12 protein-coding genes and 2 pseudogenes are annotated in these 12,529 nt (G+C 71.4%); 3 read left to right on the top strand and 11 right to left on the bottom strand.

Translation table 11 applies throughout. The features are described 5' to 3' along the window. Window positions 1–240: 240 nt before the first annotated feature. Both MTP03_RS17825 and MTP03_RS17830 read left to right on the top strand, forming a co-directional pair. The gene (locus MTP03_RS17825) at window positions 241–756 is read left to right on the top strand and encodes a LiaF domain-containing protein (protein ID WP_248489355.1); all 516 of its coding nucleotides are present in this window, start codon (window positions 241–243) and stop codon (window positions 754–756) included. After that, window positions 749–988: a hypothetical protein gene (locus tag MTP03_RS17830; protein WP_248489356.1), complete on the top strand. Its 240-nt coding sequence runs from the start codon at window positions 749–751 to the stop codon at window positions 986–988. Before MTP03_RS17825 ends, MTP03_RS17830 begins: the two co-directional genes overlap by 8 nt. Window positions 989–1,049: 61 nt before the next feature. On the opposite strand, the gene MTP03_RS17835 is transcribed toward MTP03_RS17830, so the two are convergent. The 7 genes from MTP03_RS17835 to guaB form a co-directional block, all read right to left on the bottom strand. Further along, a complete protein-coding gene (locus MTP03_RS17835) occupies window positions 1,050–1,856 on the bottom strand; it encodes an NAD(P)H-binding protein (protein ID WP_248489357.1) in 807 nt (268 codons plus the stop codon). Window positions 1,857–1,937: 81 nt separating this feature from the next. Then, on the bottom strand, window positions 1,938–3,533 hold the full coding sequence (guaA, locus tag MTP03_RS17840; RefSeq protein WP_248489358.1) for a glutamine-hydrolyzing GMP synthase: 1,596 nt from the start codon (window positions 3,531–3,533) through the stop codon (window positions 1,938–1,940). 52 nt (window positions 3,534–3,585) lie between these two features. After that, window positions 3,586–3,966: a hypothetical protein gene (locus MTP03_RS17845; protein WP_248489359.1), complete on the bottom strand. Its 381-nt coding sequence runs from the start codon at window positions 3,964–3,966 to the stop codon at window positions 3,586–3,588. Window positions 3,967–4,039: 73 nt separating this feature from the next. Further along, window positions 4,040–4,693, bottom strand: a complete 654-nt coding sequence (locus tag MTP03_RS17850; RefSeq protein WP_248489360.1) for a DNA alkylation repair protein — start codon at window positions 4,691–4,693, stop codon at window positions 4,040–4,042. Between the two features lie 25 nt (window positions 4,694–4,718). Then, window positions 4,719–6,473: an FAD-dependent oxidoreductase gene (locus MTP03_RS17855; protein ID WP_248489361.1), complete on the bottom strand. Its 1,755-nt coding sequence runs from the start codon at window positions 6,471–6,473 to the stop codon at window positions 4,719–4,721. 98 nt (window positions 6,474–6,571) lie between these two features. Further along, window positions 6,572–7,738 carry a GuaB3 family IMP dehydrogenase-related protein gene (locus MTP03_RS17860; protein ID WP_248489362.1) on the bottom strand — a complete coding sequence of 389 codons (1,167 nt, stop codon included), beginning with the start codon at window positions 7,736–7,738 and terminating at the stop codon, window positions 6,572–6,574. Between the two features lie 65 nt (window positions 7,739–7,803). Further along, window positions 7,804–9,345 carry an IMP dehydrogenase gene (gene guaB, locus MTP03_RS17865; protein WP_305852766.1) on the bottom strand — a complete coding sequence of 514 codons (1,542 nt, stop codon included), beginning with the start codon at window positions 9,343–9,345 and terminating at the stop codon, window positions 7,804–7,806. A 47-nt stretch (window positions 9,346–9,392) separates the two neighbouring features. On the opposite strand from guaB, the gene MTP03_RS17870 reads away from it, so the two are divergent. Further along, the gene (locus tag MTP03_RS17870; RefSeq protein WP_248492283.1) at window positions 9,393–9,818 is read left to right on the top strand and encodes a DUF5319 domain-containing protein; all 426 of its coding nucleotides are present in this window, start codon (window positions 9,393–9,395) and stop codon (window positions 9,816–9,818) included. Window positions 9,819–9,887: 69 nt separating this feature from the next. Here the strand turns inward: MTP03_RS17870 and MTP03_RS17875 are convergent, their stop codons facing one another. The 4 genes and pseudogenes from MTP03_RS17875 to MTP03_RS17885 form a co-directional block, all read right to left on the bottom strand. Beyond that, entirely contained in the window at window positions 9,888–10,592 is a 705-nt protein-coding gene (locus tag MTP03_RS17875) for a hypothetical protein (RefSeq protein ID WP_248489363.1), read from the bottom strand. Window positions 10,593–10,797: 205 nt separating this feature from the next. After that, a pseudogene (locus MTP03_RS23995) lies at window positions 10,798–11,061 on the bottom strand (anti-sigma-D factor RsdA); the annotation flags it as partial. Window position 11,062: 1 nt separating this feature from the next. Continuing rightward, window positions 11,063–11,634: pseudogene (locus tag MTP03_RS17880) on the bottom strand (sigma-70 family RNA polymerase sigma factor). Between the two features lie 20 nt (window positions 11,635–11,654). Next, window positions 11,655–12,527, bottom strand: a complete 873-nt coding sequence (locus tag MTP03_RS17885) for a hypothetical protein (RefSeq protein WP_248489364.1) — start codon at window positions 12,525–12,527, stop codon at window positions 11,655–11,657. Window positions 12,528–12,529: the final 2 nt, after the last annotated feature.

The following is a 12,529-nucleotide window of genomic DNA, read 5'->3' on the forward strand; positions in this document are numbered from 1 at the left end:
TGCAGAAGGCACCGAGCCCCGTCCCGCGCCCCGAAGCCGCCCGCGCCGAAACCCCGACGCAGACCCACCCGACCGAGGAGATCCATCCACCGCGCTGGGACCCCTGGGGCCGCGCCCTTCGCGTGGGACCTGCCCGAACCCGCCGCGGCGACCACGCCGGCGCCGCTGCCGAAGCCGCGGTCGCGGGTCACCGCCATCACCCTGGGGGCGGCGCTCCTCGCAGCGGCCGGGATGGCGGCGGTGAACCTGATCGGCGTGGCGTCGATCTCCCCCGTCGTCGCGGCGTCGATCGCGCTCGCCGTGGTCGGCACGGGTCTGGTGTACGGCGCGTTCCGCAGGTCCGGCTACGGGCTGCTGCTGGCCGCCATCCCGCTCGCCGGGTTCGTCGTCGTCGGCACGACGGCGCAGAACGTGGTGACCGGCCTCGGGGACGCCCCGCGCGGCGACCGGAACATCACGGTGCCCGACGCCGCTTCGCTGCTCCCGGAGTACACCGTGCAGGCCGGCTCGCTCAAGCTGGACCTTCGCGACATGGTCCTGGACCGCGACCGAACCGTGGCGACCCACGTCGGTTTCGGCGACACCAAGATCCGGGTTCCGGAGTCGATGAACATCCGGGTCACGTGCTCGATCAACGTCGGCCAGAGCGACTGCCCGAGCGGATTCGTCGCGGGCAAGGACGCCAAGCCCGGCGCCCCGACTCTGACCATCAACGCGACCGGCAACGTCGGCGACCTGGAGGTGCAGCGTGACTGATTCGACGAACGACACCACGCCGAATGCGCGGGAGCACCGGTTCAGCCCCGCACTGCTGGTCGCGGGACTGGCGGCGATCGCGGTGGCCGTCTGGGGCATCGTCGGCGGGCCGGACCTGATCAGCGCGCGCACCCTGGTGGGGGTCCTCGCGATCGGCGCGGTGGTCGTCGCCGGCCTGGTGCTGATCGCGCGGCCCAGCCGGGACGACGGTGCCGGTCCTCGGCCGCACTGATCCACCCAGAGCTCGCCCGGGGCGCGTTCCCTCACCCACGCGCCCCGGGCGTTCCCAGCTCTCAGGCGCCGAACAACTCCTTGTTCGCGGCCGCCCACTGCCGCAACGAGGTGGCGGGGCGGCCGGTGAGCCGCTCCACCGTGTCGTTCGGCTGCTGCTTCCACTGGACCGACGACTCCAGCAGGTCCAGGTACCACGACGCCATCTCGCCCATCTGCTGCTGCAGCACCCCCTCCGCCGCCTCCCGAGAGATCTGCTCGAACCGCACCGGCCGGCCGATGCCCTCGCCGATCTGCGCGGCCATCTCGACCCGAGTCAGGTACTCCGGGCCGGACAGCTCGTACACGACGCCCACGTGCGGACCGCGATCGGCAGCGGTGAGCAGTGCCGCGGCGACGGCCGCGATGTCCTGCATTCCGACCGGAGCGCTCCCCGCGTCCGGATAGGGCTCGCGGACCACGCCCGTGGCGACCTGCCCCGCCCAGCCGGCGAAGTTCTCCAGGAACTCGCCCGGGCCGAGGACGGTCACGTCGAGCCCGCTCGCGAGGATCGTGTCGGTGAGCGCCTGCCAGTGCGCGCTGCCCGACGTGGCGACCACGTACTCGACGCCCGCCTCCTTCGCCCGGCGCAGCACCTCCTCCGCCGTCGGCTCGTACGGCGCGAGGTACATCGCGCTCACGCCCTCGAAGGCGCCGTCGAGCGTCTCCGGCTTGCCGATGAAGCCGCGGAAGGCCTCGACGCCGCTCGGCAGCGCCGCCTTCACGGGGTCGTTGGTGAGCGCCCGGATGTCCGTGACACCCCTCGCCACCAGCTCGTCGACCACTTTCCGTCCGATGTTGCCCGTTGCACCCGTCACCAGAATCGTCATGGCATCGACGGTACCGGCGGCACCGGTCAGATCGTGACCGCTACGTCATTCCCCCGGGGGCTCCGCCCCGAGCACCCCGCCCTACTCCCACTCGATGGTCCCCGGCGGCTTGCTCGTCACGTCGAGCACCACGCGGTTGACCTCTTCGACCTCGTTCGTGATGCGGGTGGAGATGATCTCGAGCGTCTCGTAGGGCACCCGCGTCCAGTCCGCGGTCATCGCGTCCTCGGAGCTGACCGGGCGCAGCACGATCGGGTGGCCGTAGGTGCGGCCGTCGCCCTGCACGCCCACGCTGCGGACGTCGGCGAGCAGCACGACCGGGCACTGCCAGATGGTGCCGTCGAGGCCCGCGGCGGTGAGCTCCTCGCGGGCGATCGCGTCCGCCTTGCGCAGCAGGTCGAGGCGGTCCTTGGTGACCTCGCCGACGATGCGGATCGCCAGGCCCGGCCCCGGGAACGGCTGGCGCCCGACGATCTCCTCCGGCAGGCCCAGCTCGCGGCCCACCGCGCGGACCTCGTCCTTGAACAACAGGCGCAGCGGCTCGACGAGCGTGAACTCGAGGTCCTCCGGTAGGCCACCCACGTTGTGGTGACTCTTGATGTTCGCGGTGCCCGCACCACCGCCGGACTCCACGACATCGGGGTACAGCGTGCCCTGTACGAGGAAGTCGATGGTGTGTCCCTCGGCCGCCCGCGCACCCAGCGCCTCGGAGACCACGTCCTCGAACGACCGGATGAACTCGCGGCCGATGATCTTGCGCTTCTCCTCGGGGTCGGAGACGCCCTTGAGGTGCCCGAGGAAGGTGTCCTCGGCATCGACGGTGATCAGGCGCGCGCCCGTCGCCTCGACGAAGTCCTGCTGCACCTGTTCGCGCTCGCCCTGCCGCAGCAGGCCGTGATCGACGAAAACGCAGGTGAGACGGTCGCCGATGGCTTTCTGCACCAGCGCCGCGGCGACTGCGGAGTCGACGCCGCCGGACAGCGCACACAGCGCGAGGCCGTCGCCGACCTGCGCGCGGACGTCCTCGATGAGCTGCTCGGCGATGTTCGCCGCGGTCCAGGTGGGCTTCAGCCCGGCGATCTCGTACAGGAAGCGCGTGAGCACCTCCTGGCCGTGCGGGCTGTGCAGCACCTCCGGGTGGTACTGCACCCCGGCCATCTTCTTCTCGACGTTCTCGAACGCGGCCACGGGCGCGCCCGGCGTCGACGCCACCGTCGCGAAGCCCGACGGGGCCACCTGCACGGCGTCGTTGTGGCTCATCCACACCGGCTGCTCGGCCGGGAGCCCCACGTGGAGGACACCGTCGCCCTGGGGAGTGAGGGTGGTGCGCCCGAACTCGCGCCCGCCCGTGTTGGCGACGGTGCCACCGAGGGCCCGGGCCATCATCTGGAAGCCGTAGCAGATGCCGAAGACCGGGACTCCGAGGTCGAAGACCGCAGGATCGAGGTTCGGGGCGTCCTCCGCGTACACCGACGCGGGGCCGCCCGACAGCACGATGGCCGCGGGGTTCTTGGCGCGCACCTCCTCGGCGGTGATGGTGTGCGGCACCACCTCCGAGTAGATCCGCGCCTCGCGGACGCGGCGCGCGATCAGCTGTGCGTACTGCGCGCCGAAGTCGACGACCAGAACAGGGGCGGGTGCGGCGGGAGAAGCGGCGCTGGGTGAGGAGTCCGTCACCCGGCTCAGTCTAGTCGCGGTCGGCGCCGCGCTCCGACATCAGGGCCGGTCATCAGGGCACGTCCACCAGCTCCCACAGCGGGACGTGGGCGTACCAGGGGAACTCGTCGGGCGTCACACGGACCTCGCGGCCGGCGAGGATCGCCTCGTTCTCGCCCCGCGCGTGCGGGGACAGGACGTTGATCGCCGCCTCCGCGACGCGCTGCAGGTCCGCCTCGTCGAACCGCGCCCAGAGCACGCGGCACCGTCGGTCGGCGGGCGGGGTGCCCGGGTGCTCGATCGCCCACTGCCGCAGCAGCGACGGGTCCTCCGGGGAGCTCGCGAACTCGAACAGCGCCGCGCTCGCGTCGAGGCGGTCACCGATGGACGCGGTGACGCGCGGCTCGTCGTCGGGCCGGATGAGGACGGTGACGAGGGGGAATCCTGCCGACATGCGGTCACGCTACGACGCGGGGACGGCCGCAGTCATCAGGGTTTCTCCGGGTTCCGCCCCTGATCGCGCCGGCCTAGTCCTCGCGGCGGCGGACGATCTCGGCGATCCAGGCCGGCGCGAAGGGCGAGGTGCAGCCCTTCGACACCGGGTAATCGGCGAGCACCTGCAGGTCCTCGCCGATCTCGATCGCCCGGGCACGGCGGGATTCGTCCTCGATGCCGATGGTCGCGAGGGTCTCGTTCATGGCCCACTGCAGCTTGGGCTCGGCGTCGCGCATCTCGCGTTCGATCTCGTCCAGGAGCGCGTCCCGATCCAGGTCGGCCGTCGCGACCGCGTGCGTCGTGAGCGCCCAGCCCGCCGCCCGGACCCGCGGGTCGGCGTCGCCCCACCACCGCTCCCGCAGGGCCGCGGCGTGCGGCGACTTCTTGACCAGGTAGTTCAGCAGCCAGTCGTGCGCCTTGTCGCTGCGGGTGGACCGCAGCATCGCGTCCAGCTCGTCGGCGGTGAACTGCTTCGGCTTCGCGATGAGCAGCGCCACCAGCTGCGCCGCGACATCGCCGGAGTCCCACAGCTCGCCGGCCAGCTCACGGTCGGTGCCCAGCGACTTCGCCAGCGCCCGCAGCTTCGTGAGGTTCACCCCGTGCGGGTCGCCGTGCCGCTCGTTGACCGCCCGCGCCTTCGGATCCTCCAGCGTCGCCAGCTCGGCCAGTACCTCGTCGCGCGTCATGCGGACCGAGCGTAGCGGCGGGCTGTCAGGCCTGCGAGTCCTGCGCCTCCTGGGCCGGCCGCACCTTGGGCAGGGGCAGCAGCAGCTGGCCCGGTGCGCCGGCGGGCACGGCCGGGGACTTCGGCGCGGTGGGAGCGATGCGCTGGTAGCCGGTGCCCTGCGCGGGGCGCGGGTCCGCCTCGCCCTTGTTCGGCCACAGCGATGCGGCGCGCTCGGCCTGCGCCGCGATCGACAGCGACGGGTTGACGCCGAGGTTCGCGGAAATGGCGGCGCCGTCGACCACGAACAGCGACGGGTAGCCGTGGATGCGGTGGTACGGGTCGATGACCCCCGTCTCCGGCGTCTCGGAAATCGCTGCGCCGCCGAGGAAGTGGGCCGTCATCGGGACGTTGAAGATGTCGCCCCAGGTGCCGCCGGCCACGCCGTTCAGCTTCTCCGCGCCGATCCGCGCGGCCTCGTTGCCCTTCGGGATCCACGTCGGGTTCGGCGCGCCGTGACCCTGCTTGGAGACCATGCGCCGTTTCTTCGAGCCCGGGATCTTCTTGGTGTACGTGGTGATCGAGTTGTCCAGGCTCTGCATCACGAGCAGGATCAGCACGCGCTGGCCCCAGTCCTTCTGCGTGAGCAGTAGTTTCAGATCGCTCGGCTTCTTCGAGAGATCCCGGGCGAACCCCTTGAGGCGGGTGCGCCCCGGGCCGCCGTCGACGAGAAGGGACTGCAGCATGCCCATCGCGTTGCGCCCAGGCCCGTACCGGACGGGCTCGATGTGCGTGTCCGGGGTCGGATAGAAGGAGCTGGTGATCGCGACGCCCTTCGACAGATCCTCCGCCGGGTCGGCGACGGTGCGCGCCGAGCCGAGGATCGACTCGGAGTTGGTGCGGGTGAGCACACCGAGGCGGTCGGAGAGCTTCGGCAGCGCGCCGGTGTCCTTGAGCGAGTGCAGCAGCGTCTGGGTACCCCAGGTGCCGGCCGCGAAGACCACGTTGTCGGCCGTGTAGACGGTGCGGTTCTTGCGCACCTTCGCACCGGTCCGCCGGGTCTGCACCTCCCACACGCCCTTGCTGCCCTCGCGCACGCCGGTCACCGTCGTCATCGGGATGAACCGCGCCCCACCGGCCTCGGCCAGGTGGATGTAGTTCTTCATCAGCGTGTTCTTCGCGCCGACCCGGCAGCCCGACATGCACTGCCCGCACTCGGTGCAGCCCGTGCGGGCGGGGCCGGCGCCGCCGAAGAACGGATCCGCATCGGTGCGGCCCGGCTGATTGAAGTACACGCCCACCGGAGTCTCGGTGTAGGTGTCGGCGACGCCCATCTCCTCGGCGATCTGCTTGATCACCCGGTCCGACGGCGTCTCGTGCGGGTTCTTCACCACGCCCAGCATGCGGCGGGCCTGGTCGTAGAACGGGCTGAGCTCGTCGTCCCAGTCGGTGATGTGCTTCCACTGCGGGTCGTTGAAGAACGGCGCCGGCGGCTTGTACAGCGTGTTCGCGTAGTTCAGCGAGCCGCCACCCACGCCGGCACCGGCAAGGACCACGGCGTCGCTGAGCAGGTGGATCCGCTGGATGCCGTAGAGCCCCATCGCGGGCGCCCAAACGAATTTCTTGAGATTCCAGGTGCTGTCGGCGAAGTCGGAGTCCTCGAACCGCCGCCCGGCCTCGAGCACGCCGACGCGGTACCCCTTCTCCGTCAGGCGCAACGCCGTGACGCTGCCGCCGAATCCGGAACCGATCACGAGCACGTCGAAGTGATCGCCCGACTTCTGCTTGACTGCCTTGGCCATCTGGCACCCCTACCCGTCCGAGTGCGGGCCGCGGCTGAAACGGCCCTACTGACGGGTAACGGTACTACTAAACGCCACTCAATAACAGGCCTTCGCCCTCAGTACGCGACGTTGAGGCCCACCTTCTGGAACTCCTTGAGCTCGCTGTAGCCCGCCTTGGCCATCGACCGCCGCAGGCCGCCGACCAGGTTGAGCTGGCCGTTCGGCTCGGTCGACGGACCGGTGAGGATCGACTGCAGCGACGGAGACACGCCCTCGGACGCATCGAGTCCGCCCAGCTGCGCGGGGGCAACTGCGCCGCGGGGCATCGACGGGTGCGCCGCGGCCGACGGCCAGTACCAGCCCTTGCCCGGGGCCTCCGCCGCGATCGCGAGCGGCGCGCCCAGCATCGTCGCATCGGCGCCGCAGGCGATGGCGCGGGCGACGTCGCCCGAGCTGTAGATGTCGCCGTCGGCGATCACGTGCACGTACCGGCCGCCCGTCTCGTCAAGGTAGTCCCGACGGGCCGCCGCGGCGTCCGCGATCGCGGTCGCCATCGGCACGCCGATGCCGAGCACCTCGCGGGTCGTCGTGGCGCCCTCGGCCGAGCCGTAGCCCACGATGACGCCCGCGGCGCCCGTGCGCATCAGGTGCAGCGCGGTGCGGTGATCGCTCACGCCGCCCGCGACCACCGGCACATCGAGATCGCCGATGAAGGTCTTGAGGTTCAGCGGCTCCCCCGCGGAATCCTCGTTCGAGACGTGCTCGGCGGAGATGATCGTGCCGTGGATGACCAGCAGGTCGATGCCGGCCTGCACCAGTACCGGAGTGAGTTCGCGGGCCCGCTGCGGCGAGGCGCGCACGGCCACCGTCACCCCCGCGTCCCGCACCCGGCCGACGGACGCGGCCAGCAGTTCCGGATCCAGCGGCGAGGCGTGCAGCTCCTGCAGGCGGCGGATCGCCGAGACTCCCGTGATGTCCGACGCCGCGAGCGCTACGACCTCCTCGAGCTTGGCCTCCGCGTCGCGGTGCCGCGAGAACAGGCCCTCCGCGTTGAGGACCCCGAGGCCGCCCAGCTTGCCGAGCTCGATCGCGAACTCCGGCGAGCCGATGGCGTCCGTCGGATGCGACAGGATCGGGGTGTCGAAGCGGTACGCATCCAGCTGCCAGCCGGTGGACACCTCCTTCGACGAGCGCGTGCGCCGCGACGGGACGATGTTGACGTCCTGCAACTCGTAGGTGCGTCGGGCCGTCCGGCCCATGCCGATCTCAACCATGTCGCGCACAGCGCTCAGTCCTTTCGGGACGTAGACGGGCCGCCGCGGCCGGTGAAGGAGGAAGGCGCGGCCGGCTAGCGGCTCGCGTAGTTCGGCGCCTCGACCGTCATCGTGATGTCGTGCGGGTGCGATTCTTTCAGACCCGCCGCGGTGATCTGGACGAACTGGGCACGATTGAGGTCCTCGATGGTCTGGCTGCCGGTGTAGCCCATCGCCGCCCGCAGGCCACCCGTGAGCTGGTGGATCACCGAACCGAGCGGGCCGCGGAACGGCACGCGCCCCTCGATGCCCTCGGGGACCAGCTTGTCCTCGGACAGCACGTCGTCCTGGAAGTAGCGGTCCTTGGAGTACGACTTGCCCTGGCCTCGGCCCTGCATCGCGCCGAGGCTGCCCATGCCGCGGTAGCTCTTGAACTGCTTCCCGCCGACGAGGATGAGCTCGCCGGGCGATTCGGCCGTGCCGGCCAGCAGCGAACCGAGCATCGCGGTCGATGCACCCGCCGCGAGGGCCTTCGCCACGTCGCCCGAGAACTGCAGGCCGCCGTCGGCGATGACCGGCACGCCCGCAGGCGCGCACGCGGCCGTCGCCTCGAGGATCGCCGTGATCTGCGGGGCGCCGACACCGGCGACCACGCGGGTGGTGCAGATCGAGCCGGGCCCGACGCCCACCTTCACGCCGTCCACACCGGCCGCGACCAGCGCCGCGGCGCCGCCGCGGGTGGCGACGTTGCCGCCGATGAGCTGCACGTCGTCGCCGATCTCGTGCTTGAGCTTCTCGATCATGTTCAGCACGCCGCTGGAGTGGCCGTGGGCCGAATCCACCACCAGCACGTCGACGCCGGCGTCGCGCAGCGCCATCGCGCGCTCCCACGCCTCGTCGCCCGCGCCGACGGCGGCGCCGACCAGCAGCCGACCGTCGGAATCCTTGGTCGCGTTCGGGTGCTGCTCGGTCTTGACGAAGTCCTTGACCGTGATCAGCCCGGTGAGCCGGCCACTGCCGTCCACGATGGGCAGCTTCTCGATCTTGTGCCGGCGGAGCAGGCCCAGCGCCGCCTCGGCGGTGACGCCCTCCTGCGCGGTGATCAGCGGCGCCTTGGTCATCACCTCGGCGACGGGGCGGTCGAAGTCGACCTCGAAGCGCATGTCGCGGTTGGTGATGATGCCGACCAACGTGCCGTTGTCGTCGGTGACGGGCAGGCCCGAGATCCGGAACCGGGCGCACATCTCGTCGACCTCGCGCAGCGTGTTGGACGGGCTGCAGGTGACCGGGTCGGTCACCATGCCCGCCTCGGACCGCTTCACGGTCTCGACCTGCTGCGCCTGCGCGTCGATCGACAGGTTGCGGTGCAGCACGCCCATGCCGCCGTTGCGGGCCATCGCGATGGCCATCCGCGCCTCGGTCACCGTGTCCATCGCCGAGCTGATCAGCGGGACCTTGAGCGAGATCTCCCGGGTGAGCTTCGTGGAGATGTCCACCCCCGACGGAATCACATCGGAAGCGGCGGGAACGAGGAGGACGTCGTCGAAGGTGAGACCGAGCATCGCGACCTTGGACGGATCGTCGCCCCCGATGAAGGCCTGGCCGGAAGCGGGCGCGGGAGAGGCGGAACGCGTCATGTATCCATGGTACGCGGCGGAGAGATCCGCTCGTACAGCGCGTGTGACTGGCACGAACAGGGCATTTCTGCGTACCGTGGGGGCGTGCGCAACAATCTTCCCCCGGGCTCCCGCCGGACCCGTTCGCCGACGATCCGAGCGACCCCACGGCCGCGCTCGACTCGCTCGATCCCGGGCAGCCCCTGGATCCCTCCGAGCGGTTGGCGGTCGAGGAGGACCTGGCGGATCTGTCCGTCTACGAAGCGCTCCTGGCGCACCGCGGTATCCGCGGCCTGGTGATCTGTTGCGACGACTGCCAGGAGGATCACTACCACGATTGGGACATGCTGCGCGCGAACCTGCTGCAGCTACTGGTGGACGGCACCGTCCGGCCGCACGAACCGGCGTACGATCCGGCGCCCGACGCGTACGTCACCTGGGACTACTGCCGCGGTTACGCCGACGCGGCCATGAACCTCGCCAACGAGGAGTAGCACCCGCACGCACGAAGGCCCCCACCTCGGTGGGGGCCTTCGCGTCTCCGGGTTCACGTCATACCGGGTTCACGACGATCCGGGCTCCGTCGAAGCCGGCGTCGTGGTGGTGGTCACCGCCGTCGTCGTGGTGGCGGCGCTCGTCGTGGTCGTCCTCGTGGTCGTCCGCGTCGTGCTCGTCGGCGGCGCCGTGGTCGTCGTTGTCGTCGGCTTCGTGGTGGGCGTCGTCGGCGTGGGCCGCGGGGTCGTCGACGTCGGGCGCTCCGGGGATTCCATGATGTCCACCGGCGGCGGGGGAAGCGGCACCGTCGTCCCCGGCGGCGGAGGCGGCGTGGTCGGCTTCGTCGACGACGCGCTGGTCTGCGGCGGCGGCTTGGTCGCCGAGGTGCCCAGGTCGGTGGAGCCCACGGGCATGCCCGCACGAGCCTCCGCTGCACGGATCTTCTCCTCGAGCGCGGCACGGTCCTTCGCGTCCTTGACCTTCGCGGCTTCCAGGCGCGCGCTGGCCAGAGCCGTCCGGGCCGCCTCGATGTTGCTCGAGTCGATCTGCGCACCGGCCTCGCGGATCTGCGCCTTCGCCTCCGAGGTGGCCAGGGTCTGCGAGGCGGCGTCGGAGAACACGACCTCCTTGACGCCCCACAGCGCACCGTCGGGCTGGGCCGAGTTGACGAGCACCGTGCCGCCACCCAGGATCGCCACCGCGGCCGCAGCCGTACCGGCGATGAGCCCGAAGCGGCGGTTCCGCCGCGAGGGCGCGGTGCCGATCGCGATCACGCCGCCCTCGTCCGACGGTGCGCCGTCGCCGTGCGATCCGTCCCGAGCCGCGAGCGGTGCGGTCGTGCGCGGGGGCTTCCCCGCGGCCGCGCCGGCCCCGGTCCGCGGCGGCGAGCAACTCGTCGACGGACGGGCCCGCGGGAACCGGTGTGGTGACGATCTCGTCGCGCCAGTCGGCGAGGAGCGATGCGAGCGCGAACTCGGCGTGATCCGCAGTGGTCACCGCGCCGCCGGCCGCGAGGGCCTCGATCAGGTCGTCGTCGCGGCGCACCGCTGCCACGTCGACCGGAGAGCCGTCGTCGGTGACGCGGTCGACGAAACCGGTATCGGCGCCGCTGAAATCGCGCGGGCCACCGGGACGCATCGGACGCATCGGCGGCCCCAGACGGTGAGCGGCCGTGCGCTCCGGATCGTTGGGATCGAAGCGCCCGTGATCGTCCCCCGGTTCGCGGGTGCGGTCGTCGGCCATGTCAGTTCTCACCTTCTTTCACGATCTGGTTCTTCAGCTTGGCCAGCGCTCGATGCTGAGCGACGCGGACGGCACCGGCGGTGCCGCCCACCGCCTCCGCGGTCTCCTCGGCCGACAGGCCGACGACCACGCGGAGGATCAGGATCTCGCGCTGCTTCTCGGGGAGCGTGCTGAGCAGCCGGGCCATCTGGCGGCTCGCCTCCGAGGCGAGCGCGTTGCCTTCTGGTCCGCCGTCCAGTGACGCTCTCTCTGGGATCTCGCCGACGGGGTCCGATTTGTTACGCGAGGCGCTGCGGAACCCGTCCGCGACCTTGTGCGCGGCGATGCCGTACACGAAGGCCATGAACGGTCGCCCCTGGTCCTCGTACCGAGGCAGGGCCGTCATCACAGCCATGCAGACCTCCTGCGCGATGTCTTCCGCCGACAGCGAGTGACGCTCGCCACCCCCACCCGGGCACGGCAGTACCGCACGACCAGAGGCCGAATGGTGTCGAGTACGTCTGCGAGCGCGGACCTGTCGCCGCGCGCTGCCTCGCGCACGGCCCGGTCGAGCTCCTCACCTGTCAGATTCATCGCCAGCCTGCATCCTGCCGTTACCGTGCCAGTTCCGCGCCATCACGAATCCACTTCGCTTCCACAGCAACGGCGTCGCGCACGAATGCCTCCCCCTGCCCGTCTGCCGACAACACTTCCATCAGTTTCGCACCGGCCCACTGTAGTGGATTCAGCCCGCTCTCCGCGGCGACGCAGTACGCCTCCGCCACCAGCGCGCGGCTCCGGTCGGAATCGCCCACGACCATCGCGGCCGATCCCGCGATGAGCAGCGTCTTCGCGTGGTGGCGCGGGCGTCCGAGGCCGGGATCCGCGGCAAGCAGCCCCGCCACCGCGTCCGCGCCCCCGCGAGGTCTCCCGAGTACACCGCCAGCTCGGCCGACACCCAGTCCCGGCGCAGACGGGCCGGGCACCGTCCACCACGGTTCCGAGCCCGACGGTCCGCCGCCGACCAGCACGGATGCCCGGTCGGCCGGCGCGGCGAGGAATTCGTCGGCCCGCTCCAGGAGGCGCCGGGCGAGGGCGTAGCGGCCGGTGCCCAGGGCGTCCGCCGCGAGCCCCACCGCCGCGTCGACGCACGAAGCCACAGTCAAAGAAGATTTCGGTTGTTCTGACATCGCCAGCGCAAGCGCGGCCCCGTCGGGACCGGAGGCAGCGCGATGCCTGCCGGACTGGCGCAGCATGGAGGCCTCGAGGCAGCGGGCGCCGGAGGCGAACGGCCCGTCGGCGATGGCGGACGTGAGCGACCGCGCGGCCGCGAACCGGCCGCGCCCCGCGAGTGCGACGGCGCGCAGCCACGTCCGGCCCGCGGGCGACGCCGCGGGCCCCACCGGGCCCCCGTCCGCGCCGAACGCCGCCGCCAGCAGGTCCGCGTCCGATCGGTCCCGGCGGCGCCCCGCGTGTCCAGTTTCCAAAG

The organism is Tsukamurella sp. PLM1 (assembly GCF_023168325.1).
Taxonomy (GTDB): domain Bacteria; phylum Actinomycetota; class Actinomycetes; order Mycobacteriales; family Mycobacteriaceae; genus Tsukamurella.

Bases quoted from the DNA above. Each gene is read 5' to 3' on its own strand.
- MTP03_RS17850 (WP_248489360.1), bottom strand. From the start codon at position 4,693: ATGACGCGCGACGAGGTACTGGCCGAGCTGGCGACGCTGGAGGATCCG.
- guaB (WP_305852766.1), bottom strand. From the start codon at position 9,345: ATGACGCGTTCCGCCTCTCCCGCGCCCGCTTCCGGCCAGGCCTTCATC.
- MTP03_RS17845 (WP_248489359.1), bottom strand. From the start codon at position 3,966: ATGTCGGCAGGATTCCCCCTCGTCACCGTCCTCATCCGGCCCGACGAC.
- MTP03_RS17835 (WP_248489357.1), bottom strand. From the start codon at position 1,856: ATGACGATTCTGGTGACGGGTGCAACGGGCAACATCGGACGGAAAGTG.
- MTP03_RS17855 (WP_248489361.1), bottom strand. From the start codon at position 6,473: ATGGCCAAGGCAGTCAAGCAGAAGTCGGGCGATCACTTCGACGTGCTC.